The organism is Brevundimonas vesicularis (assembly GCF_014204545.1).
Taxonomy (GTDB): domain Bacteria; phylum Pseudomonadota; class Alphaproteobacteria; order Caulobacterales; family Caulobacteraceae; genus Brevundimonas; species Brevundimonas vesicularis_B.
Window position 1 is genome coordinate 353,898 of record NZ_JACHLJ010000003.1, and the last position, 24,362, is coordinate 378,259.

Sequence of the window (24,362 nt, forward strand, 5' to 3'; positions counted from 1 at the left end):
CGCCTGTCTCGTCCCGCGCCGGTCCGTCGCCATAAGGCGGCGTGGCGTCAGGCGAAGGGCGGGACGGCGTTCAAGTCCGGTCACGCCGCCGAATGGATCGCGGCCTTCTGGCTCATCCTGCGCGGCTATCGCGTTCTCGGGTTTCGTCTCAACAGCCGGGCCGGCGAGATCGACCTGCTGGTTTGTCGCGGTCCGGTGCTGGCGGTGGTCGAGGTCAAACGCCGCGCGACGATGGAGGCGGCCCTGCTGGCGCTGAAGCCGGTCCAGTACGATCGACTGGTCGCAGCGGGCGAGGCGATCCGGCGCAATCGGCCGGGTCTGCAACGTCTGGATTTGAGAATTGATATGGTGGCGCTGGCTCCCTGGCGCGTTCCACGTCATCTTCGCGGCGTCGAGAGGCGCTGACGAGGGGATCGCATGACGCGCGAGGAGGCCGAAACCGTCCTGACCGCCGCCGGTCAGGCCGAAGACGACGCCTTCCCCCTGCTGGAGGCGGCGATCGCCTGCGCCATCCATGACCATCCGTTGCGCGATCCCGAGCCTGTTCGCGCCCTGGCTCGCAACGCCTGCGAGCGGCTGAAGGAACGGATCGGCGGCGAAGGTCCCGACGAGGCCTTGGCCGAAACCCTGTGCGCCGACCTGCGACTGAACGGCGACCTGATCCATTACGACCATCCCGACAACACCGACATCATCGCGGTCGCCGAGCGTCGGCGCGGCCTGTCCGCCGTTCTGGCGGTCTTCTATCTGCACGCGGCGCGCGCGGCCGGCATCACGGCGGCGGGCGTCGATTTTCCCGGCCATTTCATGGTTCGCGTCGAGACGCCGGAAGGTCCCGTAGCCCTGGATCCGTTCAGCCAGGGGCGGCTGATCCTGCCCAGCGAACTGACTCGCCGCGCCCTTCGCGCCGGTCTGATGCCGCACGTCGCGGATCGGCTGGACATCCTGATGGCGCCGGTGACGGATCGTCAGTCTCTGATCCGGCTGCAAAACGTGCTGTTCAGCCGCGCCATTCGCGGTCGGGACTATGAAGGCGCCGAGCGGTCGGCCCTGCGTCGCGCCCTGCTGGACCCCGAGGACCACCGGCCGTGGCTCGACGTCGCCACGGCGCGCGAGAAGCAGGGGGCGCTCGCCGGCTCGCTGCAAGCCCTGGCGCGCGCCCAAGGTCTGGACGGCGTCGAAGAGGCGCGGCGTTTCACGACCTTCGAGCGCGTGCGGATGCAGTTGAACTAGACGACGGCCTCGCCACGCAGCAGCCGGGGCAGGTCGCCTGTCGCGCCGCCCGCCTCCTGCATGAAGGCGCGGCGTAGAGGGCCGATGCGATTGACGGCGGCCATGCCCAGGTCGCGCGCCAGACGCACCGGCGCGATGTCGTTGGAGAACAGGCGTACGAAGGCGTCGAAACCCGCCGCCAAGGCCGCGTTGTCGAACCGGCGCCAGCGGGCGTAACGCTCCAGAACGGTTTCCGACCCGATGTCCTCGCCCAGGCGCGCGGCCTCGGCCAGCACCTCGGCCAGAGCGGCCGCATCCTTCAGCCCCATGTTCAGACCCTGGCCGGCGACCGGATGCACTCCGTGTGCGGCGTCCCCGATCAGGGCGATGCGCGGCGCGATCAGTTTCTCCGCCAGGCTGAGCGACAGCGGATAGACGAAGCGCGGGCCCTCGACCGTCGCACCATCGAGAAACTCTCCGAACCGCCGCATCAGATGGGCGTGGAAGGCATCGTCCGAGGCTTCGCGCAGCGCCTCGCCCCGTCGCGTCGTCTCGGTCCAGACCAGGCTGGCGCGCTGATCCGTTAGGGGCAGGATGGCGAAGGGGCCGCTGGGCAGGAAATATTCGTGCGCGACATTGCCGTGGTCGCGACCCAGCCGCACCGTGGCCACCACGCCGCTTTGGCCATAGCCCCAGCCAACGGTCTCGATCCCGGCCGCGCGACGCACGGCCGAACCTCGCCCTTCGGCGCCGACGACCAGGGGCGCGATCAGGGTCGATCCATCGGCCAGGGTCACGGTCGCCTTGCCCACATCGGTCGCGACGCTGGCGACGGTCGCCGGGGCCCGCACCGCGATCCCCGCGCGCGTCACCGCCTCGGCCAGGGCCGCACGGATGCGACGGTTCTCGACCATATAGCCCAGCGGCTCGCCGCCGGTGCGGCCGCCGATCTCGTCGGCGTCGAAGCGCAGGAAGGCGGGCGATGCGGACCGGCTGGCCGCGCCCGGCCGACGCCCGTCCGTCACCAGAATATGATCCATCCGGCAGGCGTGAGGACGCAGGGATTCGCCCAGGCCCAGCGCGTCCAGCATGCGGAAGGTCGAAAAGGCGACGGCGGTCGACCGTCCGTCGAAGGTCGGCGCCAACTGATCGCTGAACGGCTGCGGATCGACCATCACGACCTTCAACCCGCCTTGCGCCGCCGCCAGGGCGAAGGCCGCCCCGGTCAGCCCCGCGCCGGCGATGACGATGTCGTAGCGTTCAGTGTCAGCCATGAGGGGCTTGTCGCGCCGTCGCGGCCAAAGGTCCAGAGGACGGTTTGTCCATCGCCAAGGCCAAGCTGGTAAACAGCCCCTTAACCCTGTGAGTGCGACAAAGGGTACCGAACGTCAGCCGCCGGAAGGTTCGACCCTTCATGTCCACCGCCCTCGTCATCGGCCGTCAGGCCTGGATCAGCGCCCGCATCCTGTGGGACGCGCCCTTCGTGGTGCGGTTCAGGGGCGTCTTGCAGGCCCTGCTGGCGACCCTGCTGCTGGTCGCCCTGGTGTCGTGGAATCCGGCGGATGCCAGTCTGAATGCGGCCTCCAGCCTGCCGACGACCAACTGGCTGGGGGCCAACGGCGCCCTGTTCGCCGACCTGTTCATGCAGTCTCTAGGTCTGGCCACCTGGCCCGCAGCCCTACTCCTGGTCGCCTTCGGCCTGGCCCGCGCGGTCGGCGATGCGATCCAGCAAAGGCTCAAGCCCACGCCGTTGAAAGCTCTGGCCGCGACCGGCGGGGTGCTGCTGCTGTCCAGCGCACTCGCCGCCTTGGCCGCGCCCGCCGCCTGGCCGCTCGCCGCCGGTCTGGGCGGTCTGTGGGGCGATGCGGTGACAGGCCTGGCGGCGCGCGGTCTCGGCGCCCTGCATATCCCCGGCGGCCGCATCATTGCGGGCCTCGTCTTCCTGGTCGCCGGGCTGTGGCTGCTCGGCTTCGCCATCGGCCTGCGCGCCATGGATTTCCTGGACGCCCTGCACTGGGGCAAGTCGTTGCGCGCACCCGCGCCGCCTCAGCCGAAGCCCCAGGCCGCCCGCGAAAAGGCGCCCGCCAAGGCCCGAGCGCCCCGCGCCGCGCCACCGGAAGAGGCGCCGCTGGCCCCCACCTATGCCGAAGAGCCGCCTCAGACCGCCTATGACGACCTGCCGCCGTGGGAGGATGACGCCGTCCAGCCCGCGCCACGCCCCTCGGCCGCCCGTCCGGTCGAGCCGCGCGTCGCTGCGGTCAAGGCGCCCAAGGCCCGCAAGGATGACGTGGACCAACAGGCCTTCGACTTCGTGCGGCCGGAAGGCGATTTCGACCTGCCGCCGCTCGGCATCCTGACCAAGCCGGCCCAGCGCGTCGGTTCGGTGGACGAGGACTCGCTCAAGCAGAACGCCAAGATGCTGGAAGGCGTGCTGCAGGAGTTCGGCGTGCGCGGCGTGATCGACCAGATCCGCCCCGGCCCGGTCGTGACCCTGTACGAACTAGTCCCGGCGCCGGGCGTGAAGCACGGCCGCGTGGTCGCCCTGGCCGACGACATCGCCCGGTCGATGTCCGCGCGCGCCTGTCGTATTTCCGTGGTTCAGGGCCGTAACGCCATCGGCATCGAACTGCCCAACGCCAAGCGCGAGACCGTCTATCTGCGCGACCTGCTGGCGAGCGCCGAATACGACAAGAAGGGCCATCTGCTGCCCCTGGCCCTGGGCGAGACCATCGGCGGCGAGCCCTATGTCGCCGACCTGGCGCGCATGCCCCACCTGCTGATCGCGGGCACCACCGGCTCGGGCAAGTCGGTGGGGGTCAACGCCATGATCCTGTCGATCCTGTATCGCCACAGCCCAGCCGAATGCCGCTTCATCATGATCGACCCCAAGATGCTGGAGCTGTCAGTTTATGACGGCATCCCGCACCTGCTGGCGCCGGTGGTGACCGATCCGAAGAAGGCCGTCGTCGCCTTGAAATGGACGGTGCGCGAGATGGAGGATCGCTATCGCCGCATGTCCAAGCTGGGCGTGCGCAACATCGCCAGCTACAATGAGCGCGCCCGCGAGGCCCAGGCCAAGGGCGAGCATTTCGAACGCACGGTCCAGACCGGCTTCGACGAACAGGGCCGCCCGGTCTATGAGTCCGAGAAGATCCGCCCCGAACCCCTGCCCTTCCTGGTCGTGGTCATGGACGAAATGGCCGACCTGATGCTAGTCGCCGGCAAGGACGTCGAGGGCGCGGTCCAGCGTCTGGCCCAGATGGCCCGCGCCGCCGGCATCCACCTGATCATGGCCACCCAGCGCCCGTCGGTGGACGTCATCACCGGCACCATCAAGGCCAACTTCCCGACCCGCATCTCCTTCCAGGTCACGTCCAAGATCGACAGCCGCACCATCCTGGGCGAACAGGGGGGCGAACAACTGCTGGGCCAGGGCGACATGCTCTACATGGCCGGCGGCGGGCGCATCACCCGTCTGCACGGCCCGTTCGTCGACGACAAGGAAGTCGAGGACGTCTGCAAACACCTGAAGGCCCAGGCCGAGCCCGACTATCTGGATCTGATCACCGACGAGCCCGACGGCGACGGCGACAACGGCTATGACGAAGGCGGCGGCGGAGGCTCGGGCGACGACCTGTACGACCGCGCCGTCGCCGTGGTCACCCGCGACCGCAAGGCCTCGACCAGCTACGTGCAGCGTCGGCTCCAGATCGGCTACAACCGCGCCGCCTCCCTGATCGAGCGAATGGAGCAGGAAGGCGTGGTCAGCCCCGCCAACCATGCCGGCAAGCGCGACGTCCTGGCCGGCCCGCCACCGATGGTGTGACGAAAATCGAGGAACGGCTGCTGCTCGGAGCCGTTGTCTGACCCGCTATCGCGTCCAAGCTTCAGCATTTCGATGAACAGGGCTTCATCGCAGCGCCGGAATATGGTCAGGCTCGCGTCATTCCGACGCCAAGCCGACCGGGCAAGACGGCAGGATCGACAACCATCCCGAACGGGAGACGAACTTCATGACCTCGCGCGCCAAGACCGTGGCTATGGCCACCCCCGACCTGCACCGCCGCAGCCTGCTGCTGGGCGCCGGCCTGACGACCGGCCTGATCGCGTTGGGCGCCTTCGACGCCGCCCACGCCCAGTCGAACCTGTCGGCCGAGGATCGCGCCGTGGTTCAACAGGCGCAGGGCTATCTTCAGGCCCTGACCTCGGCACAAGGCACCTTCACCGAAACGGGCCCGAACGGACAGACCCGCCAGGGCCGCTTCTATCTGCAGCGTCCGGGCAAGATGCGGTTCGAATACACCAACCCGGCCGGTCTGCTGGTGGTGTCGGACGGCTACAACGTCAAACGCTACGACCCGCGCCTGAACAGCTTCCAGCAGGTGCCGCTGGGTCGCACCCCGCTGTCCACCTTCCTGGCGCGCAATGTGCGGCTGGACCAGGGCGTCCGCATCGAGCGCGTGACGCGCATGGCCTCGGGCGCCTTCGCCATCACGGCGCGGGATTCCAACCGCCCGAACGACGGTCAGGTCGTGCTGGCCTTCGCCGGCAATCCGATGCGTCTGCAAGAGTGGACCATCACCGATCCGCAGGGCGCCCGGACCCGGACCCAGCTGACCTCGCTGCAACCGGCGTCCGGCCTGTCGGCGCGCCTGTTCCAGCTCAGCGATCCGACCCGTCGTCCCGGCCGCAACTAAGGGCGTTCAGTCTAGGGTGTTCTGGGGGCGGGTGACCATTCCTCAACCCCTGTTTCGCTAGACTGGCCGCATGAGCGCGACCGCCCCGCCATCCGGCGTCCCATCGCTGAAATGGATCGCGGCGGCCGGCGCGGGCGCCTTTGCTCTGTTCATGCTGGGCGCCCTGGTGGTCGAACCGGCTCTGAACCGCATGATCGCTCCGACCAAGGCCGCTGCCAGACCTCGCGCGTCCGGACAGGTCGAGGTCGGGGAGGTCGTGCTGTCCGGGCGCTACGTCGCGGCCAAGTCCGACATGGTGCTGGACGTGGACGGCGGCGCGCTGAGCACGACCACGGGCGGCCGCCTGACCTCGGCGCCGCATCGGCTGGTTCAGGCGGATCAGCCAGCCAGCGTCTCCAGAAGTTTCACCGACGCCATGGCCGTGCCGCCGACGGCCCAGATCGAGGTGCGGCGCGTCACGGCTGACGACGACACGCGACTGTGCGCCGGTCATGCCGTCGGATGGCTGGCCTTGGCCGTGCGGCGCGACGGTTTCGTCCTGATGCCGGTGCGACAGGGGCCGCCGCCGGGCGCCCTTCTGGCCGACGACCGCCTGTGCGCCGTCCTGGACCTCAGCCGATGATGCGAGCTCTGGTGCTCGCGGCGCTGGCCGGACTGGTCGCCGCACTTCTGACCTGGACCCGGCCGGGCGCGACGGATGGGACGGCGACAGACCCTGTCGTCATTCAGGTGCTCGACAACGGCTTTCACACCGATATCGCCGTGCCGCGCGCCGCGCTGGAGCGCCGCGGCGGTCCTCTGGCGCATGCAGTCCAATCCTTGGCGCCCGGCGACTGGATTTTGATCGGCTGGGGCGATGCGAAATTCTACGTCGATCAGCGCCCGATTTCGGATCGGCTGCCGGATGGCGCCCGCGCCTTCCTGCAGCCCGGCAATCGATCGGTGCTGATGCTGGCCCCTCGACGCGACGATCCGCGCCTGACCTATGGCGAAGACAGCGCCGCCCTGACCCTGAGCCGCTCTGCGTTCGAGCGTCTGGCCGCGCGGGTCGAGGCCTCGCTTGATCTGTCGAACGGCCGGCCGCACATCGCAGCCATGCGTCCCGGCGACGACGCGCGCTTCTTCGCCAGCCGCGAGACCTTCTCCATCCTGCATCTGTGCAATCACTGGACAGCCGGTGTCCTGAACGCCGGCGGCGTGGCGATCCGTCCGGTTCCGGCCATCACCTCGGGCGAGGTGATGCGCTCGGTTCGGGCCGCCGAACGGGCGCGAAAACTGGACAGACCCCCGCTGCGGGACTAGACCGCCCGACTTTCGCCTATCCGGCCGGGTCCGATCCCCAGCGGGCGAACAAGAAGGAGAGGCCGATGGCCCACAAGCAACACACCCGCAACGCCTCCGGCCCCGCCGGACCTAGCCAGCGCCAGCTGCGCGCCGGCGAGCTGATCCGTCACGCCCTGGTCGACATCCTGCGCGAGGAGGATATCCGCGACGAGGCCCTGGCCGGGGTGTCCATCACCGTGACCGAAGTACGCCTGTCGCCGGACCTGAAACACGCCACCTGTTTCGTCGAGCCCCTGGGCGCCGGCGTCGAGGCCGCGCCGACCAATGGCCATGAGAGCGAGATCATCAAGGCGCTGAACGTCCACGCCAAGTTCGTGCGCGGCCAGCTGGGCCGTCGCCTGGACATGAAGTTCACGCCCGACCTGAAGTTCCGGCACGACGAAAGCTTCGACGCCGCCAGCCACATCGACCGCCTGTTCGACGATCCCCGCGTCCGCGCCGACCTGGAGCGCCGCGACGAAGACGAGGGCGATCAGTGACCCTCCGGCCTCAAGTAGCGCGAAGCGCGGTAGGCCAAGCATAATGGCCCGCAAGAAGAAGGGCGACATCGTCGACGGCTGGGTTTGCCTGGACAAGCCGTTCGAGATGGGATCGACCGAGGCCGTCAGCCGCATTCGTCGCCTGTTCAACGCCCAGAAGGCCGGTCACGCCGGAACGCTTGACCCGCTGGCCAGCGGCATTCTGCCGATCGCCTTGGGCGAGGCGACCAAGACCGTGCCGATGATGATGGAGGCGCAGAAGGTCTATCGCTTCACCATCAACTGGGGCGTCTCGACCGACAGCGTGGACCGCGAGGGCGAGATCATCGGCCGCTCCGACGTGCGCCCCACGGTCGATCAGGTGAAGGCCGCCCTGCCCGCCTTCGTCGGCGAAATCGACCAGACGCCGCCCCGCTTTTCCGCGATCAAGGTGGACGGCGCCCGCGCCTACGACCTGGCCCGCGACGGTGTGGAGTTCGAGCTTCAGGCGCGCCGGGTGACGATCCATTCGGCCGAGGTGACGGATGCGCCCGACGCCGACCACGTGGAGTTGACCATCCGCACCGGCAAGGGCGTCTATGTCCGCTCGCTGGCCCGCGACCTGGCCGCAGCCCTCGGCGCCGAGGGTCATGTCAGCGCTCTGCGACGCGAGCGCGTCGGGCCGTTCAGCACCCAAAACGCCGTCACTCTGGATTCTCTGGAGGAAATGGTGCATAGGGGCGCCGCCTCGGAAGGCTTGCTTGCCGTCGCGACCGCTCTGGACGACATCCCGGAACTGGCCGTGAACGAACAGGACGCCTTCTCGCTTCGGCAGGGACGCCCGATCGTTCTGCTCCCCCGTCAGGTGGAAACCCTCAAGGATCGTCTTACCGGCGGTTCGCGTACGGTTTCAGCCTTTCAGGGCCAGACCCTCGTCGCGCTGTGTCAGTTGCGGGCCGGCCGGCTAGAACCCGACCGCGTTTTCAATCTTTCCTGATCGCCTGATCAGGGGACTCCAACCCGGCCTCAAGTAGCGCGAAAGCGCGGTAGGCCACCAAGGGAGAACTACGATGTCGGTTACTGCTGAACGCAAGCACGAGATCATCGCCGATAACGCCCGCTCCGCCGGCGACACCGGCTCGGCCGAGGTTCAGGTCGCGATCCTGTCGGAACGCATCGCCAACCTCACCGAACACTTCAAGACCCACAAGAAGGACAACCACTCGCGTCGTGGCCTTCTAAAGATGGTGTCGCAACGTCGCCGCCTGCTCGACCACCTGAACAAGGTCGACGCCGGTCGCTACCAGGCGCTCATCTCCAAACTGGGCCTGCGCCGCTAAGGCGTCGGATCAGTGTAGAATACGCTTTCGAGGCGCGGGCGGTCACGTCCGCGCCTCGTTGTGCAACTAAGCGCTTCCAGGCCAAGTGGCTGCCGGTTGGCCGCCCGGGAAGCGTGACGACAAAGACACGACCTGTGCGCCGCAGGACTTACCGGCGCAGCTGCGAGGGCCATGACGGTCCTCTCCCGGTCGTCGCGATGGCGCGGCGGCCTCTGGATCGAAGGACTGAACGCCGACGCATCCGCCCCATGATGGGACCCCGCACGGAATACGCCGTCCGGGATACGAAAGACGAAATATGTTCGACATCAAACGCAAGACGATCGACTGGGCCGGCCGCCCGCTGACCCTGGAAACGGGCCGCATCGCCCGCCAGGCCGACGGCGCCGTTCTGGCGACCTACGGCGAGACCGTGGTTCTGGCCACCGTCGTCTATGGCCGCGCGCCCAAGCCCGGCCTGGATTTCTTCCCCCTGACGGTCAACTATCAGGAAAAGACCTTCGCCGCCGGTAAGATCCCGGGCGGCTACTTCAAGCGTGAAGGCCGTCCGTCCGAGAAGGAAACCCTGGTTTCCCGCCTGATCGACCGGCCGATCCGCCCGCTGTTCGTCAAGGGCTTCAAGAACGAGACCCAGGTCGTCGTGACCGTGCTGCAGCACGACATGGAAAACGACCCCGACGTTCTGGGCATGGTCGCCGCCTCGGCCGCCCTGACCATTTCGGGCGTGCCCTTCATGGGCCCCATCGGCGCCGCGCGCGTCGGCCTGATCGACGGCGAACTGGTGCTGAACCCCGCCATCGACCTGATCCCGTCCTCGGACCTCGACCTGGTGGTCGCCGGCACGCAAGACGCCCTGATGATGGTCGAATCCGAAGCCAAGGAGCTGTCGGAAGAGAAGATGCTCGAGGCCCTGATGTTCGCACATGCGGGCATGCAGCCGGTGATCGACGCCATCATCGAACTGGCTGAACACGCCGCCAAGGAGCCCTTCGACTTCCAGGCCGAAGATCACTCCGACGTCGTCGCCTCGATCAAGTCGCTGGTCGGCGAAGACATCAAGAGCGCCTACACCCACGCCGGCAAATACGAGCGCCGTTCGGGCGTCGACGCCGCCAAGAAGGCCGCCGCCGCCAAGCTGGTGAAGACCGACGAGAACCCCGACGGCGTCGACGGTTCCAAGTTCTCGGCCGCCTTCAAGGAGTGCGAAGCCGAAGTCCTGCGTCGCGACATCATCGAGAACGCGCACCGCGTCGACGGCCGCGCCCTCGACAAGGTCCGCGCCATCGTGTCGGAAGTCGGCGTCCTGCCGCGCACCCACGGTTCGGCCCTGTTCACGCGTGGGGAAACCCAGGCCCTGGTCGTCGCCACCCTCGGCACCGGCGAGGACGAGCAGTACATCGACAGCCTGCAGGGCACCTACAAAGAGAACTTCCTGCTGCACTACAACTTCCCCCCCTATTCGGTGGGTGAAGCGGGCCGCATGGGTTCGCCCGGCCGTCGCGAAATCGGTCACGGCAAGCTGGCCTGGCGCGCGATCCGTCCGATGCTGCCGACCAAGGAAGACTTCCCCTACACCATCCGCCTGGTTTCCGAGATCACCGAGTCGAACGGCTCGTCCTCGATGGCCACGGTCTGCGGTTCGTCGCTGGCCCTGATGGACGCGGGCGTTCCGCTGATCCGTCCGGTCTCGGGCATCGCCATGGGCCTGATCCTGGAGCCGTCGGGCGAGTTCGCCATCCTGTCGGACATCTTGGGTGACGAAGACCACCTGGGCGACATGGACTTCAAGGTCGCCGGCACGTCGGAAGGCATCACCAGCCTTCAGATGGACATCAAGGTCGCCGGCATCACCAAGGAGATCATGAAGCAGGCCCTGACGCAGGCTTCGGCCGGTCGCCTGCACATCTTGGACGAGATGTCCAAGGCCATGGATGCGCCGCGCGCCGAACTGGGTGAACACGCGCCCAAGATCGAAACGGTCAAGATCCCCGTCGACAAGATCCGTGAAGTCATCGGTTCGGGCGGCAAGGTCATCCGCGAGATCGTCGAGAAGACCGGCGCCAAGATCGACATCGGCGATGACGGCACCATCAAGGTCGCCGCAAACGACCAGGAGAAGATCGACGCCGCCAAGGCCTGGATCCAGTCCATCGCCTCGGAGCCGGAAGTCGGAACCATCTACTCCGGCAAGGTCGTGAAGGTCGTCGATTTCGGCGCTTTCGTGAACTTCTTCGGCGCCAAGGATGGCCTGGTCCACGTGTCCCAGATCGCTCTGGAACGCGTCGCCAATCCGGCCGACGTCCTGTCGGAAGGCCAAGAGGTCAAGGTCAAGTTCCTGGGCTTCGACGATCGCGGCAAGACCAAGCTGTCGATGAAGGTCGTCGATCAGGCCACGGGTGAAGACCTGACGGCCAAGATCAACGCCGAGCGCGCCGAGCGCGGCGAAGAGCCCCTGTCGGAAGACACCGGCGGTCGTCCGAAACGGGACGGCGGTGATCGCGGTGGCGATCGCGGACGTCGTCGTCGCGACTAAGCCACTTCGCATCCAAAACTGATGAGGCCCGGCGGAGCGATCCGCCGGGCCTTTTTCTTTGGGCCCGCGCCACGGCTGTCCTCGATTTCACTTGCCGCTTCGGCCCATGCGGTTTCCATTACCGCATCCAGTTTCGAGGGGCCGTTCCATGTTCGATCGTCGTCGTCTTCTTCAGTCCGCCGCCCTGGGCGCCGGTCTCGTCGCCGTGGGCGGTCCCGCCTTGGCTCGTCAGGCCGGAGCATCGCAGGGCGACGCCGCCGCCCAGCTGAAGACCTTCATGGATGCCACGTTCGAGCAGACGCTGGACAAGAGCCCTGAGGTCGTCACCATGTTCGGCCTGGACAAGGGCGACCGCGCCGCCGCCAAGTCCAAACTGACCGTTCCGACACGCGCCGAGGAAGACGACCAGCGCGCCTTCACCCGTCGCCAACGCGCCGAACTGGCCCGCATCGACCGCTCTGAACTCGATGCACGCAACGCCAACTACTACGACAGCTTGACCCAGAATCTGGACGGGGTGATCGCCACCTACGACATCCCTTACGGCCAGGGCGGCTGGCCCAATCCGTACCGCGTCAGCCAGCAGGGCGGCGCCTATCAGTCCACGCCCGACTTCCTGGCCAACCAGCACACCATCGAGACGGCCGCCGACGCCGACGCCTATGTCGCCCGCGTCAACGCCTTCGCCGACGTGCTGCTGGCCGAGACGGATCGGCTGAAGGAAGACTATGCGCTGGGCGTCGTCCCGCCCGACTTCATCCTGGCCAAGGCGATCCGCCAGCAGGACGGCGTCCTGGCGACCCCCGCGGCGACCTCGCCCCTTACCCAATCGGTTGTCGACCGCGCCCGCGCCAAGGGCCTGACCGGCGACTGGGGAGCCCAGGTCGAACGGCTTGTGACCGAGCGGGTCTATCCAGCCCTGGCCGCCCAGAACGCCGTGCTGAAGGCGGCCCAGCCGAACGCCGTGCACGAGGCCTCGGTCCGCCGCCTGCCGCAGGGCGAGCAGTATTACGCCAACAGCCTGCGCTACATCACCACGACCCGGCTGACCGCCGACGAGATCCACCGCACCGGCGTCGAACAGATGGCCGATCTGACGGCGCGCGCCGATGTCCTGCTGAAGGCGCAAGGGTTGACGCAGGGCTCGGTCGCCGAGCGGATCAAGGCCCTGGGGGACGATCCGAAATACGTCTACGCCAACACCGACGCCGGCAAGGCCGAGCTGATCGCCAAGCTGAACGCCCAGATGGCCGACATGCAGGCCCGCCTGCCGAACGCCTTCGGTCGGTTGCCCAAGGCCAAGGTCGAGATCAAGCGCGTCCCGCCCGAGATCGAGGCCGGCGCGCCGATGGGCTACTACAACTCGCCCAGCCTGGATGGCACGCGGCCGGGCATCTACTGGATCAATCTGAAGGACACGGCGGAATGGCCGTCCTGGACCCTGCCGACCCTGACCTATCACGAGGCGACTCCGGGCCACCATCTGCAGATCAGCCTGCAGCAGGAAAGCGAGTCCGCGCCGCTGCTGATGAACCTGCTGGGCTTCTCGTCCTACGTCGAGGGCTGGGGGCTGTACGCCGAACAACTGGCCGACGAGATGGGCGCCTATGAGAACGATCCGGTGGGTCAGATCGGCTATCTGCAGTCGCTGATGTTCCGCGCCGCCCGCCTGGTGGTCGATACCGGCATCCATTCCAAGGGCTGGAGCCGCGAACAGGGCATCCGCTACATGATGGAGGCCTATGGCGATCAGGAAGGCGCGGCGACGTCGGAGGTCGAACGCTATTGCGGCTGGCCGGGCCAGGCCTGCGCCTACAAGGTCGGTCACAACGAATGGGTCCGCCTGCGCGAAAAGGCCAAGACCAGCCTAGGGTCTAAGTTCGACATCAAGGGCTTCCACGACACGGCGCTGGCCGCCGGCGGCGTACCCCTGTCGGTGCTGGAACGGATCGTCGACGGCTGGGCCGCGACCCAGGCCTGAGCCCCGCGGCCGCGCCGGGCCGACGAAGAGGATCGGGACGCGTCGGCGCGACGTGTCCCCTACGAGAGTTGCCGCATGATCGATCGTCGCCGACTTCTACTGACCGCCGCCGCCACGGCTGCGGTCGCGCCTTCCGTCGCGCAGGCCCAGGCCCAGACCCAGACGACCGCCGCCGATGCAGACGGGCGCCTGAACAGCCTTCTGGACGGCTGGTTCGAAGCGGACATCGAGGAAAACCCGGAGGGTGCGACCAACCTTGGCCTGGACCGCGGCGCGCGGGCGGGGCTTTCGGCAAAACTCAGCGAAGCCGGGCCGGCCGCCATCCGCAAGGATCGTCAGAAGGCCGTGAGCCGCTGGACGCAGTTGGACGCCTTCGACCAGAGCGGCCTGTCGCCCGCCGGGGCGCTGAACTACGCCATCGCGGCCTTCGGGGCCGAGACGGCCGCACAGACGGCGCGCTTCGACTACGGATCGGGACCGGGCCGGCCGTCGCCCTATATCGTGACCCAACTGTCGGGCGCCTATTTCAGCACGCCTGACTTCCTCGACAACCAGCACCGGATCGAAGACGCGGCGGGCGCCGACGCCTTCCTGTCGCGGCTGGAGGCCTTCTCCGGCGTGCTGGAGGGCGAGACGGCCAAGATCCAAGAAGATGCGGGTCTGGGCGTCATTCCGCCGGACTTCATCATCGACCGGATGCTGCCGCAGATTCGCACCCTGCACGACACGCCCGCCGCCGATCTCGCCATGCTGAAGTCTTTGGCGCGCAAGACCGCCGGGCTGAACCTGACCGGCTATGACGCCCGCGCCGCCGCTATCGTCGATCAGAAGGTCAAGCCGGCCCTGGCCGCCCAGATCGAAGCTTTGGAGGCCCTGCGCCCGCGCGCCACCCACGACGCCGGGGTCTGGCGCCTGCCGGACGGCGAGACCTTCTACGCCGCCGGGCTGAAGGCCAATACGACCACAACTTTGACGGCCAAGGAAATCCACGCGCTGGGTCGCGAACAGGTCGCCGAGATCAGCGCCGAGATCGACGCCATCCTGAAAGCGCAGGGCTATACGCGCGGCACGGTCGGCGAACGCATCCAGGCTCTGAACAAGGAACCGGCCCAACTGTTCGCCAATACAGATGCGGGCAAGGCCGAACTGCTGGCCTGGCTGAACACGCTGGTCGCCGATCTTGAGCCGAAGCTGCCGCAGGTGTTCGGCCGCCTGCCCAAGTCCCACGTCAAGATTCGGCGCGTGCCGGTCTCGATCCAGTCGGGCGCGCCGGGCGGTTACTATCAAGGACCGCCGCTGGATGGATCGCGGCCGGGCGCCTATTACATCAACCTGCGCGACACCGGAAACTGGCCGCGCTTCGCCTTGCCGACCCTGACCTATCATGAGGCGTCGCCGGGGCATCACCTTCAGGTCGCGCTGCAGCGCGAGTCCGGCGAACTGCCGCAATGGCGAAGGGCGGGGGGCTTCTCGGCCTATAATGAAGGCTGGGCCCTGTATGCCGAGGCGGTGGCGGCTGACGATCTGGACGTCTATGCCGGCAATCCATTGGGCCGGGTCGGCTTCCTGATGTCCTATTTGTTCCGCGCCGTGCGACTTGTGGTGGACACGGGCCTGCATTCCGAGCGCTGGAGCCGTGAACAGGCGGTCGACTATATGGCAGCCTCGGGCGCCAAGCCGTTGGATGCGTCCAACAGCGAGATCAACCGATACTGCGTCTGGCCCGGCCAGGCCTGCGCGTACAAGGTCGGCCACACCGTCATCGCGCGCCTGCGCGAAGAGGCCGAAGGCCGACCCGGCTTCGATCTACGGGCCTTCCACGACAAGGTGCTGGAGAACGGATCCTTGCCGCTGGCCGTCCTCGAACGCGTGGTCCGAGGGCAAGCCTAGTCGGCGACGGTCAGGCCGTCGGCCTGGCGCAGGCGGTTGTGGATATCGGTGGCGGCGACGGCGGCTTCGGCGGTTGCGACAGCGATCTGGTTGAGGCCGCGCACCACGTCTCCGGCGGCATACAGGCCCGGCACGCTGGTGGCCTGGTGCAGATCGACCTCCAACCGCCCGTCGTGGGCCAGACGCGCGCCCATCCCCTGAGCGAGTTCGGCGTTCGGCGATGTGCCCAGCGCCGAATAGACCAGGTCGAAGGCGCGGCGCTGGCCGGCGTAGCTCAGGGCCGTCACGCGATCGTTCTCGATGTCGATCGCGTCCAGCGGCGCCAGGATCAGTTCGACGCCCAGCCGTTCCAGTTCGTCACGCCGGCTGAGCGCGTCGGGCGCGCCGATATGGATCAGGGTCACGCGGTCGGAATAGGTGCGCATGAAGGCGGCCTCGCGCGCGCCCTTGTCGCTCTGGCCGATGATGGCGACGGCCTTGTCGGTCGCCTCATAGCCGTCGCAGATAGGACAGATGCGGACCAGCGCCTTGCGCACCGCGTCCTCGACGCCCGGCAGATCCGGATGGTGATCGACGACCCCGGTCGCCAGCAGGACGGCGCGGGTGCGGATGGTGCGGCCATCCATCTCAGCGACGAAGCCGTCGCCGTCCTGGCTCAGGCGCCGGACGCGACCCGGTTCGACGACCGCGCCATATTCCTCGGCCTGTTCGCGCATCCGCTTCAGGATGTCCGCGCCGGTGACGCCAGCGGGAAAGCCCGGCATATTGTGACTGAGCGGGATCCAGCAGGCGCGGGGCGCGCCGCCATCCACCACCAGGGTCCGCCGGCGAAAGCGCCCCAGATAGGTCGCCGCCGTCAGGCCGGCCGGGCCCGCGCCGATGATCAAAACCTCCGGATCGGTCATTGCGTACGCCAGCTGACGGGCCAGAGGTCTGACGGCACGCCGGCGCATTCGCCCATGATGCTTTCCTGCGTGAGGGTGAAGCCCTGTCCTGTCCAGGCCCAGGTCTGCGCCGCGCCGCAATCGCCGATGCCCCGCGCCTTGGCGAAGGCCGACAGGGTGCGGGTCTTGGGATCATAGGCGCCGTTGACGGTCGCATTGTCCGGCATGACGGGATCGGAGCCCGGCCCTTCCGACCCGGCGAGGACCGCGGGCCGAGGATCGCGACCGCCCGGGCCCGTCAGATACCAGTTGTGGGTGACGTTATAGGCGCCCGATCCGCAGGGCACGGCCCACAGCTCGGTGCGGGCGTCCAGCCTGGCGGACATGACCATGTCGCTGACAGCCGGCATGGCCGACTCCTTCAGGCAGTCGCCCACTTCTGTTCGAGCGCGCAGCGCGGCGGGCAGGCGCTGGTTCTGATCGCCGAACCCGGCCTGGTCGACGGCCGGGGCGGGCGTCACCGTCGGCAGCGACGGCGCAATCGGCACGAGGGCGGCCGGGCGGTCGCCGCGTCGGATCAGGGCGGTTGGCGTATCCAGACGTCCCTGCTTCTCCTCGATCCACAACAGGGCGGCGGCGGCGCCGTGCAGCGAGACCTCCTGGGTCGAGACGCCGCGAATGATCATGACCTTGCCCTGGACCAAGGCGTCGAGGGCGGCGCGGGCGCCGTCGAGGATTTCACCAACGGGCGCTTCGGCGTCGCTCGCCGCGCCCAACACGGCCGGGTAGGCGCGGCCGTCGATCGTCAGGTTGAGGGGGCCGGCGCTCTTGGCGTCGCCGTCGGGCCAATAGCCGAAGAGGATCTGCGGCTGGGCGTCCGGACCGGGCGCCAGGGTGATGCGGACCCAGCCGGCGGCGAACTCGGGCGCGAAGCCGAAGGCCCAGCATGTCCCGTCATTGCCGCAGGTGGCGCTCCAGTCGCGGAAGGTCTTGGTCTCTGGGCGGATCTGAAGCACCGGCGCGGCGGCAGCGGGCGCATCTGGGCCGGCGCCCTTGCTCGCGGCAGGCGCCTTGGCCGCATCCCTGTCGCCGCACCCGGTGACGACCAGCGCCGACAGGGCAAGAGCGAAAAGGCCTGGGGCAGATCGGGCGACGCCGCGCCACAGGCCGTTCGGGGTCATGCCTTCTTCAACTCCGACGGCTTGTGCGCCGCGCGTGCGCCGGTCTTGGCGCTTTCCACGATATACTCCGGATTATCCTTTGAGGCCGCAACCTTGTGGCCCTTGATCTTGGTTTCCGACGTGACCTTCTTGACCACCTTGCCGGTCGTCGTGCCCTGGCTGTGGTCCCATTTCACCTTGTCGCCGGCCTTGAACGTCTTTTCTGACATGACGATGCTTCCTGCTGTGTCGCTTCCTGTTCAGCGATCAGCCTGCGCATCAGTTCCGCGTCGATCACGGGCGGCGCCTCGCAGAAGGTGACGATCCAACGATCCATCAGCTGGCGCTCTTCTTCCGTCATCCTGCCGTCCGTCTCTGTTGGTGGGCCCAAGAGAAGTCAGAGCGGGGCAAAGAGTTCAAGGCCGATCTGCGTTATTCCGGGCGGCGACGACGGGCGGCGGGGTTTGCGCGGGCGCGCGGCCTCGCTATACCGCCGCCACGACATTCCCTTCCCCACAGTCACAGGCGGACCGCACGCATGGCCAAGATCAAGGTCGAAAACCCCATCGTCGACATCGACGGCGACGAAATGACCCGCATCATCTGGCAGATGATCAAGGACAAGCTGGTCTTCCCGTTCCTGGATCTCGAGCTGGACTACTACGACCTGGGCATGGAGCACCGCGACGCCACCGACGACCAGGTGACGATCGACGCGGCCCACGCGATCCAGAAGCACGGCGTCGGCGTGAAGTGCGCCACCATCACCCCGGACGAAGCCCGCGTGCAGGAGTTCGGCCTGAAGAAGATGTGGAAGTCGCCGAACGGCACCATCCGCAACATCCTGGGCGGCGTGGTCTTCCGCGAGCCGATCATCTGCTCGAATGTGCCGCGCCTGGTTCCGGGCTGGACCCAGCCGATCGTCGTCGGCCGCCACGCCTTCGGCGACCAGTACAAGGCCACCGACTTCCTGATGCCCGGCCCCGGCACCCTGACGATCAAGTTCGTCGGCGAGGACGGCGAAGTGATCGAGCACGAGGTCTACAAGGCCCCGGGCGCCGGCGTGGCCATGGCCATGTACAACCAGGACGCCTCGATCCGCGAGTTCGCCCACGCCAGCTTCGCCTATGGCCTGCAGCGCAACTATCCGGTCTATCTGTCGACCAAGAACACGATCCTCAAAGCCTATGACGGCCGCTTCAAGGACCTGTTCCAGGAAGTGTTCGACGAACACTACGCCGCCGAGTTCAAGGCGCGCGGCCTGACCTATGAGCACCGCCTGATCGACGACATGGTCGCGGCCGCGATGAAGTGGTCGGGCGGCTTCGTCTGGGCGTGCAAGAACTATGACGGCGACGTGCAGTCGGACGTCGTGGCGCAGGGCTTCGGCTCGCTGGGCCTGATGACCTCGGTCCTGATGACGCCGGACGGCAAGGTGCTGGAGACGGAAGCCGCCCACGGCACCGTGACCCGCCACTATCGCCAGCACCAGAAGGGCGAGGCCACCTCGACCAACTCGATCGCCTCGATCTTCGCCTGGACGCGCGGCTTCAAGCACCGCGCCAAGCTGGACGGCAACGCCGCCCTGGACCAGTTCGCCGACACCTTGGAGAAGGTGGTCGTGGACACCGTCGAGGCCGGCTTCATGACCAAGGACCTGGCGCTGCTGGTCGGCGATCAGCAGGGCTGGCTCACCACCGAGGGCTTCCTCGACAAGGTCGCCGAGAACCTGAAGGGCGCTCTGCCGGACGTGGGCTAAGACTAGGCGGCGGGCGTCCGTGCGGCGTCCGCCCCCTCCACCACGCTGCGCGTGGGCCCCCTCCCCCGCTTCGCTGGGGAGGAATGTCCTCAAGCAGCGCAAAGCGCGGTAGGACAGACAAGACGTCCTCAAGCAGCGCGGAGCGCGGTAGGACAAGAACAATGAGCCCCGTCGGAGCGATCCGGCGGGGCTTTTCGTTGTGTGATCGGCCGGGGCGTGCATGATCGGCGGTAATGAGGATGCGTTCGTGAAGCGGCTGTTTGGAAACCTGGTGCTGGCGGCGGTGGTCGTGGCGGTGCTGTCCTTCTTTGCGGCCCCTGCGGTGGCCTTCTTCGCCATTCGGTCGGCGGCCGAGGCGAACGACGTGGCGGGGCTGGCGCGGCTGATCGACTTCAACGCCGTGCGTCAGTCGTTGCGGCCGCAGCTGGCGGGACGGCCCGAGGCGATGGCCCCAGCGCCGTCCTTCCTGGAAGACCCCATCGGCGCCTTCCGGCGTCAGATCGAGCAGAACCCGATCCTGCGCCAGCCGGACGTCGACGCCTATCTGACGCCCGCCGCCCTCACCGCCCTTCTGAAGGGCGAGGGCCGATACGCCAGCCAGCGCACGTCGGCGGGCGTGGCGCCGGCCTCGGAGCGCAGCCGCAAGCCCTGGCCCAGCCCCGCCTACTGGAGCGTCAACCGGGCGCGCATGGCGGTGACGGATCAGGGCGGGTCGCGCACCCTGTTCACCTTCGAGCGGCGCGGGCCGTTCGAGTGGAAGCTGGTTCACATCGGCCTGCCCGACGGAACGGCCCCGGCGGCGCCCGCCGTCACCGTCACCCCGCGATAAACCGGCAACCGACGCCGCCCAGCCTGCGTTGGCGTTCCAAGGAGACGACATGAGCCGCAAGATCATCACCGGAGCCCTGATCGCCGTCGTCATCGGCGTAGTCGTCGCCCTGTTCGTCTCGCCCTTCATCGCCGCCCAGGCGCTGGTGCGGGCGGCGCGCACGGGAGATGCGGCCGGGCTGGAGCGGCAGGTGGACTTCCCGGCGTTCCGCACCAGCCTGAAGAGCGAGCTGAACGCGCGCGCGGCCCTGGAAATCCGCAACCGGACCAAGGGCGACACCGGCCTGGCGGCGCTGGGCATGCTGCTGGCCCCGTCGCTGGTCGAAGGCGCGGTCGACAACTTCGTCACGCCGCAAGGCATCGCCGCCATGGTCCGCTCCGGCGAGACGCCCGAACCGGAACGGCCCGTGCCCGCCGACGACACGCCGGCGGTGGACAAGGACAAGATCCGCCAATCCTGGGCCTATCGCGGGCTCAACACCTTCGCCGTCACCCTGACGCGCGACGATCGGCCGGACGATGCGCTGGTGCTGATCATGGAACGCCGCACGCCCTTCACCTGGAAGCTGGCCGGGGTCGATCTGACGCCCGACCCGATGGGTTGAGACGGTCGGGGACAAAAACACCGTCTAAAGTGTCTAATTCGTCTGATTGGACGGCGGGGCGCCGATCAAAAATGGAGTGCAATAGGTGCACTTGTCTTGGGTGCGCGGCCTCCTCTGTGGTGAGCGGAGAGTATAGGCCGTCCCTGCGGCACGCTCAGGAAACGGACGCTCCGGGACCTGAAGCCGTTGAATAGCAAGGCTGTCAGGTTCGAAAGTGCGATGGATTACCCTCTCCCATTGGAAGAGGGCTTGAGCGGACGAACGCTCAGCGATCGTTCTTGCGCAAAAGGGTGCGGGTCGGGCGGTGCGACATGGCCCACCCGCCGACCCTCATCCGGCCCTGCGGGCCACCTTCTCCCACTGGGAGAAGGGCATCGTCATTTAGGCCAGCGCCGCGCGCACCGCCGCCAGGCCGTCTTCGGCCTTGGAGCCGTCGGGGGCGCCGCCTTGGGCGAAGTCGGGTTTGCCGCCGGCGCCCTGGCCGCCCATGGCGATGACGGCGGCGCGGGCCAGGTCGGCGGCGTTGACGCGGTCGGTCAGGTCGGAGGTCACGGCGACGGTGACCGCCGCCTTGCCCTCGGTGACGCCGATCAGGGCGACGACGCCGGTTCCGACCTGTTTCCTGAAGTCTTCGGCGACGCCGCGCAGACCCTTGCCGTCCACGCCGTCCAGCACGCGGGCCATGAGCTTGACGCCGTTGATCTCTTCAGGCGCGGACGACGCGCCCGAGCCGCCGCCCAGGGCCAGCTGCTTCTTCAGCTCGGCGACCTGTTTCTCCAGCGTCTTGACCGAGGCGGTCAGGCTGTCGACGCGGGCGGGGACGTCGGCGGTCTGGATCTTGAAGCTCTGGGCCAGCGAACGGGCGACGCCGGCCTGGGCCAGCAGATACTGACGCGCGGCCTCGCCGGTCAGGGCCTCGATGCGGCGCACCCCGGCGGCGACGCCGGTTTCCTGAACGATCTTGAACAGGGCGATGTCGCCGGTGCGGGCAACGTGGGTGCCGCCGCACAGTTCGACCGAATAGGGGGCGTTGTCGCCGACGAGCGAACGGCCGAGCGTCAGGACGCGGACCTCGTCGCCGTATTTCTCGCCGAACAAGGCGATGGCGCCGGCCTCGATGGCCTCCTGCGGGGCCATCAGCTTGGTTTCCGCCGGGACGTTCTGGCGGATCACGGCGTTGACCTCGGCCTCGATGGCGGCCAGCTCGTCCTCGGTCACGGGGGCCCCGTGGCTGAAGTCGAAGCGGGCGCGCTCGGCGTCGACCAGCTGACCCTTCTGGGCGACCGCCGGGCCGAGCACATTCTTCAGCGCCGTATGCAGCAGGTGGGCGGCGGAGTGGTTGGCGCGGCTGGTGCGGCGCTTCTCGGCGTCCACCAGCTGGGCGGCGCGGGTTCCGATCTCCAGCTTGCCGGACGTGACCTGGGCCACCAGGACGTGCAGATCGCCGGCGTGTTTGCGCACGTCGATGACCTCGGCCTCTCCGCCCGGCCATTCCAGGGCGCCATGGTCGCCAGCCTGGCCGCCGCTTTCGGCATAGAAGGGGGTGGTGTCGAACAACACTTCGACGATGTCGCCGGCCTCGGCCGTCTCGACGGGCGCGCCGGCGTTCATGATGGCCAGGACCTCGCCCGAGCCTTCGATAGTGTCATAGCCGGTGAAGACGGTCGGCCCCATCCGGTCGCGGATCGCCAGCCATTCGTTGGTGTTGGCGGTCTGGCCCGAGCCCTTCCAGTTCTCGCGCGAACGCTGGCGCTGTTCGGCCATGGCGGCCTCGAAGCCGTCGATGTTGACCGAGAAACCGCGACGACGGGCCTCGTCCTGGGTCAGGTCCAGCGGGAAGCCGTAAGTGTCCGACAGGGTGAAGGCCGTCTGGCCGTCCAGCATGTCGCCGGGCCGGAAGCCCTGAACCGCCGTGTCAAACAGGGCCATGCCGCGGCCGAGCGTGGTGCGGAAGCGGACCTCTTCCTGCTTCAGCGTGTCCTCGATGAAGGGCTGGGCGCGGGCCAGTTCGGGATAGGCGTCGCCCATCTGGGCCACCAGGGTCGGGACCAGACGGTGCATCAGCGGATCGGCGGCGCCCAGCAGGTGGGCGTGGCGCATGGCGCGGCGCATGATGCGGCGCAGCACATAGCCCCGGCCTTCGTTCGACGGGGTCACGCCGTCGGCGATCAGGAAGGACGACGAGCGCAGGTGGTCGGCGATGACGCGGTGGCTGGCGGCCTGGTCGCCGTCCGACTTGGTCGAGGTGGCGTCTTCGGACGCGGCGATCAGCGTCTTGAACAGGTCGGTTTCGAAGACCGAATGCACGCCCTGGAGCACGGTAGTCATCCGCTCCAGACCCATGCCGGTGTCCACGCTGGGCTTGGGAAGGTTGCGAACGATCTGATCGTTCTCCTTCTCATACTGCATGAAGACGTTGTTCCAGATTTCGACGTAGCGGTCGCCGTCCTCGTCCGGCGAACCGGGAGGGCCGCCGGCGATCTTGTCGCCGTGGTCCCAGAAGATCTCGGTGCAGGGGCCGCACGGACCCGAGTCGCCCATGGCCCAGAAGTTGTCCGAGCCGGCGATGCGGATGATCTTGTCGTCGGAGAAGCCGGTGACCTTCTTCCAGATCGCGGCGGCCTCATCGTCATCGATATAGACGGTGACCAAGAGGCGTTTGGGATCCAGGTCGAAGTCCTGGGTGACCAGGTTCCACGCCTTCTCGATGGCGTGTTCCTTGAAGTAGTCGCCGAACGAGAAGTTGCCCAGCATCTCGAAGAAGGTCAGGTGGCGGGCGGTATAGCCGACGTTGTCCAGGTCGTTGTGCTTGCCCCCGGCGCGCACGCATTTCTGCGAGCTGGTCGCGCGCGGATAGGGCGGCTTGGCGGCGCCGGTGAAATAGTCCTTGAACGGCACCATGCCCGCGTTGACGAAGAGCAGCGACGGGTCGTTCTGCGGCACCAGCGGGGCCGAATGGACCTTGGCGTGGCCGTCCGCCGCGAAATAGTCGAGGTAGGTGGCGCGGATCTCGTTCAGGCTGGGCATTCGGCGTGTCTTCGGCTGGGGCGGTCGCTAGGAACCGGCGTCTTATAGGGTTTTGGCGGGGAGCGCATCATCTGGGGGGGGCGGACAGCCTTAGTCGCTGAAGGGCTTCTGGGACATGGTCATGTGAAGCAGGCATCCGGATCATTATCGAATGCGACAGGCTCGGTCTGTTTCATCGGTTGCTGGCTTGGCGGCAATCAAGCAACATCATTCGATGTGGCGCATGATGATCAAGAGCTTGGTTTCTCTGGCCGTCCTGGAGACACTTGTTTCGTGCTCGCCAAGCACGCGGGTTTCACTGCGAAATGAGACTGGCGTGGACGTAACCACGCAGATCAACGGAGAAGTCGTACGGCTGTCGCCGGGCGAAACCAGCAGGCCCTTCATTCTGGCATGGGGGCCTCAACAACACTGGACAAAGGAAATCCGGGGCGGTGATTGCGCCTATCGATATTTGTATGATGCCTATGAGCAGGGTTTGAACCTACCAAAGCCTGCGTTGACGCGAAGCCCGACCATTCTGGTGCTTGATCAGCACTTCCGCTTGACGGCGACAGATGCAGACGGCGTCGGTCTCGGCTCGGTGAACGCCGAGCGACGCTGCTCCTGAGCCACCCCAAATTCGAAGACGCGACATGATTGTC

General features: G+C 67.6%; 21 protein-coding genes. 16 read left to right on the forward strand and 5 right to left on the reverse strand.

Annotation, left to right across the window (positions count from 1 at the left end):
- Positions 1 to 3: 3 nt before the first annotated feature.
- On the forward strand, positions 4 to 405 hold the full coding sequence (locus tag HNP47_RS13490; RefSeq protein ID WP_221415143.1) for a YraN family protein: 402 nt from the start codon (positions 4 to 6) through the stop codon (positions 403 to 405).
- A gap of 12 nt (positions 406 to 417) precedes the next feature.
- Complete coding sequence (locus HNP47_RS13495; RefSeq protein WP_184279927.1) at positions 418 to 1,233, forward strand: transglutaminase family protein; 816 nt, start codon at positions 418 to 420, stop codon at positions 1,231 to 1,233.
- Here HNP47_RS13495 and HNP47_RS13500 read toward each other — a convergent pair.
- On the reverse strand, positions 1,230 to 2,486 hold the full coding sequence (locus HNP47_RS13500; protein WP_184279928.1) for a UbiH/UbiF/VisC/COQ6 family ubiquinone biosynthesis hydroxylase: 1,257 nt from the start codon (positions 2,484 to 2,486) through the stop codon (positions 1,230 to 1,232). The genes HNP47_RS13495 and HNP47_RS13500 overlap by 4 nt on opposite strands.
- Positions 2,487 to 2,626: 140 nt before the next feature.
- Here HNP47_RS13500 and HNP47_RS13505 point away from each other — a divergent pair, with 140 nt between their 5' ends.
- The 10 genes from HNP47_RS13505 to HNP47_RS13550 all read left to right on the forward strand — a co-directional run bounded on the left by HNP47_RS13505 (position 2,627) and on the right by HNP47_RS13550 (position 15,455).
- Entirely contained in the window at positions 2,627 to 5,038 is a 2,412-nt protein-coding gene (locus HNP47_RS13505; RefSeq protein WP_184279929.1) for a DNA translocase FtsK 4TM domain-containing protein, read from the forward strand.
- A gap of 187 nt (positions 5,039 to 5,225) precedes the next feature.
- Positions 5,226 to 5,909: an outer membrane lipoprotein carrier protein LolA gene (locus HNP47_RS13510; protein WP_017506682.1), complete on the forward strand. Its 684-nt coding sequence runs from the start codon at positions 5,226 to 5,228 to the stop codon at positions 5,907 to 5,909.
- Between the two features lie 70 nt (positions 5,910 to 5,979).
- Positions 5,980 to 6,531 (forward strand): hypothetical protein, encoded by a 552-nt coding sequence (locus HNP47_RS13515; RefSeq protein ID WP_174086853.1) that lies wholly within the window; start codon positions 5,980 to 5,982, stop codon positions 6,529 to 6,531.
- Positions 6,528 to 7,211: a DUF2459 domain-containing protein gene (locus tag HNP47_RS13520; RefSeq protein ID WP_184279930.1), complete on the forward strand. Its 684-nt coding sequence runs from the start codon at positions 6,528 to 6,530 to the stop codon at positions 7,209 to 7,211. Before HNP47_RS13515 ends, HNP47_RS13520 begins: the two co-directional genes overlap by 4 nt.
- A 65-nt stretch (positions 7,212 to 7,276) precedes the next feature.
- On the forward strand, positions 7,277 to 7,732 hold the full coding sequence (gene rbfA / locus HNP47_RS13525) for a 30S ribosome-binding factor RbfA (RefSeq protein ID WP_184279931.1): 456 nt from the start codon (positions 7,277 to 7,279) through the stop codon (positions 7,730 to 7,732).
- A 43-nt stretch (positions 7,733 to 7,775) separates the two neighbouring features.
- Positions 7,776 to 8,708 carry a tRNA pseudouridine(55) synthase TruB gene (gene truB, locus HNP47_RS13530; protein ID WP_184279932.1) on the forward strand — a complete coding sequence of 311 codons (933 nt, stop codon included), beginning with the start codon at positions 7,776 to 7,778 and terminating at the stop codon, positions 8,706 to 8,708.
- Between the two features lie 73 nt (positions 8,709 to 8,781).
- Complete coding sequence (gene rpsO, locus HNP47_RS13535) at positions 8,782 to 9,051, forward strand: 30S ribosomal protein S15 (RefSeq protein ID WP_017506665.1); 270 nt, start codon at positions 8,782 to 8,784, stop codon at positions 9,049 to 9,051.
- A 298-nt stretch (positions 9,052 to 9,349) separates the two neighbouring features.
- A complete protein-coding gene (pnp, locus tag HNP47_RS13540; protein ID WP_055755128.1) occupies positions 9,350 to 11,584 on the forward strand; it encodes a polyribonucleotide nucleotidyltransferase in 2,235 nt (744 codons plus the stop codon).
- Between the two features lie 148 nt (positions 11,585 to 11,732).
- Entirely contained in the window at positions 11,733 to 13,565 is a 1,833-nt protein-coding gene (locus HNP47_RS13545) for a DUF885 family protein (RefSeq protein WP_184279933.1), read from the forward strand.
- 75 nt (positions 13,566 to 13,640) lie between these two features.
- Positions 13,641 to 15,455, forward strand: a complete 1,815-nt coding sequence (locus HNP47_RS13550) for a DUF885 family protein (protein WP_184279934.1) — start codon at positions 13,641 to 13,643, stop codon at positions 15,453 to 15,455.
- On the opposite strand, the gene HNP47_RS13555 is transcribed toward HNP47_RS13550, so the two are convergent.
- The 3 genes from HNP47_RS13555 to HNP47_RS13565 are packed head-to-tail and all read right to left on the reverse strand — an operon-like array spanning position 15,452 to position 17,729.
- Entirely contained in the window at positions 15,452 to 16,360 is a 909-nt protein-coding gene (locus tag HNP47_RS13555) for an NAD(P)/FAD-dependent oxidoreductase (protein WP_221415122.1), read from the reverse strand. The genes HNP47_RS13550 and HNP47_RS13555 overlap by 4 nt on opposite strands.
- Positions 16,357 to 17,520 carry a DUF1176 domain-containing protein gene (locus tag HNP47_RS13560; protein ID WP_184279936.1) on the reverse strand — a complete coding sequence of 388 codons (1,164 nt, stop codon included), beginning with the start codon at positions 17,518 to 17,520 and terminating at the stop codon, positions 16,357 to 16,359. The genes HNP47_RS13555 and HNP47_RS13560 overlap by 4 nt, the downstream gene beginning before the upstream one ends.
- Positions 17,517 to 17,729 (reverse strand): DUF2945 domain-containing protein, encoded by a 213-nt coding sequence (locus tag HNP47_RS13565; protein ID WP_017506660.1) that lies wholly within the window; start codon positions 17,727 to 17,729, stop codon positions 17,517 to 17,519. Before HNP47_RS13565 ends, HNP47_RS13560 begins: the two co-directional genes overlap by 4 nt.
- Before the next feature lie 308 nt (positions 17,730 to 18,037).
- Between HNP47_RS13565 and HNP47_RS13570 the strand changes: the two genes are divergently transcribed.
- The 3 genes from HNP47_RS13570 (at position 18,038) to HNP47_RS13580 (ending at position 20,691) form a co-directional block, all read left to right on the forward strand.
- Positions 18,038 to 19,258: an NADP-dependent isocitrate dehydrogenase gene (locus tag HNP47_RS13570; RefSeq protein ID WP_184279937.1), complete on the forward strand. Its 1,221-nt coding sequence runs from the start codon at positions 18,038 to 18,040 to the stop codon at positions 19,256 to 19,258.
- 247 nt (positions 19,259 to 19,505) lie between these two features.
- Entirely contained in the window at positions 19,506 to 20,087 is a 582-nt protein-coding gene (locus HNP47_RS13575; RefSeq protein ID WP_311770078.1) for a DUF2939 domain-containing protein, read from the forward strand.
- Positions 20,088 to 20,136: 49 nt separating this feature from the next.
- Positions 20,137 to 20,691: a DUF2939 domain-containing protein gene (locus tag HNP47_RS13580; protein WP_017506657.1), complete on the forward strand. Its 555-nt coding sequence runs from the start codon at positions 20,137 to 20,139 to the stop codon at positions 20,689 to 20,691.
- 381 nt (positions 20,692 to 21,072) lie between these two features.
- Here the strand turns inward: HNP47_RS13580 and alaS are convergent, their stop codons facing one another.
- Complete coding sequence (gene alaS / locus HNP47_RS13585) at positions 21,073 to 23,718, reverse strand: alanine--tRNA ligase (protein ID WP_184279939.1); 2,646 nt, start codon at positions 23,716 to 23,718, stop codon at positions 21,073 to 21,075.
- A 187-nt stretch (positions 23,719 to 23,905) separates the two neighbouring features.
- Here alaS and HNP47_RS13590 point away from each other — a divergent pair, with 187 nt between their 5' ends.
- Complete coding sequence (locus HNP47_RS13590) at positions 23,906 to 24,328, forward strand: hypothetical protein (RefSeq protein WP_184279940.1); 423 nt, start codon at positions 23,906 to 23,908, stop codon at positions 24,326 to 24,328.
- Positions 24,329 to 24,362 lie beyond the last annotated feature (34 nt).

Bases quoted from the DNA above. Each gene is read 5' to 3' on its own strand.
- HNP47_RS13495 (WP_184279927.1), top strand. From the start codon at position 418: ATGACGCGCGAGGAGGCCGAAACCGTCCTGACCGCCGCCGGTCAGGCC.
- HNP47_RS13500 (WP_184279928.1), bottom strand. From the start codon at position 2,486: ATGGCTGACACTGAACGCTACGACATCGTCATCGCCGGCGCGGGGCTG.
- HNP47_RS13505 (WP_184279929.1), top strand. From the start codon at position 2,627: ATGTCCACCGCCCTCGTCATCGGCCGTCAGGCCTGGATCAGCGCCCGC.
- HNP47_RS13510 (WP_017506682.1), top strand. From the start codon at position 5,226: ATGACCTCGCGCGCCAAGACCGTGGCTATGGCCACCCCCGACCTGCAC.
- HNP47_RS13515 (WP_174086853.1), top strand. From the start codon at position 5,980: ATGAGCGCGACCGCCCCGCCATCCGGCGTCCCATCGCTGAAATGGATC.
- HNP47_RS13520 (WP_184279930.1), top strand. From the start codon at position 6,528: ATGATGCGAGCTCTGGTGCTCGCGGCGCTGGCCGGACTGGTCGCCGCA.
- rbfA (WP_184279931.1), top strand. From the start codon at position 7,277: ATGGCCCACAAGCAACACACCCGCAACGCCTCCGGCCCCGCCGGACCT.
- truB (WP_184279932.1), top strand. From the start codon at position 7,776: ATGGCCCGCAAGAAGAAGGGCGACATCGTCGACGGCTGGGTTTGCCTG.
- rpsO (WP_017506665.1), top strand. From the start codon at position 8,782: ATGTCGGTTACTGCTGAACGCAAGCACGAGATCATCGCCGATAACGCC.
- pnp (WP_055755128.1), top strand. From the start codon at position 9,350: ATGTTCGACATCAAACGCAAGACGATCGACTGGGCCGGCCGCCCGCTG.
- HNP47_RS13545 (WP_184279933.1), top strand. From the start codon at position 11,733: ATGTTCGATCGTCGTCGTCTTCTTCAGTCCGCCGCCCTGGGCGCCGGT.
- HNP47_RS13550 (WP_184279934.1), top strand. From the start codon at position 13,641: ATGATCGATCGTCGCCGACTTCTACTGACCGCCGCCGCCACGGCTGCG.
- HNP47_RS13555 (WP_221415122.1), bottom strand. From the start codon at position 16,360: ATGACCGATCCGGAGGTTTTGATCATCGGCGCGGGCCCGGCCGGCCTG.
- HNP47_RS13560 (WP_184279936.1), bottom strand. From the start codon at position 17,520: ATGACCCCGAACGGCCTGTGGCGCGGCGTCGCCCGATCTGCCCCAGGC.
- HNP47_RS13565 (WP_017506660.1), bottom strand. From the start codon at position 17,729: ATGTCAGAAAAGACGTTCAAGGCCGGCGACAAGGTGAAATGGGACCAC.
- HNP47_RS13570 (WP_184279937.1), top strand. From the start codon at position 18,038: ATGGCCAAGATCAAGGTCGAAAACCCCATCGTCGACATCGACGGCGAC.
- HNP47_RS13580 (WP_017506657.1), top strand. From the start codon at position 20,137: ATGAGCCGCAAGATCATCACCGGAGCCCTGATCGCCGTCGTCATCGGC.
- alaS (WP_184279939.1), bottom strand. From the start codon at position 23,718: ATGCCCAGCCTGAACGAGATCCGCGCCACCTACCTCGACTATTTCGCG.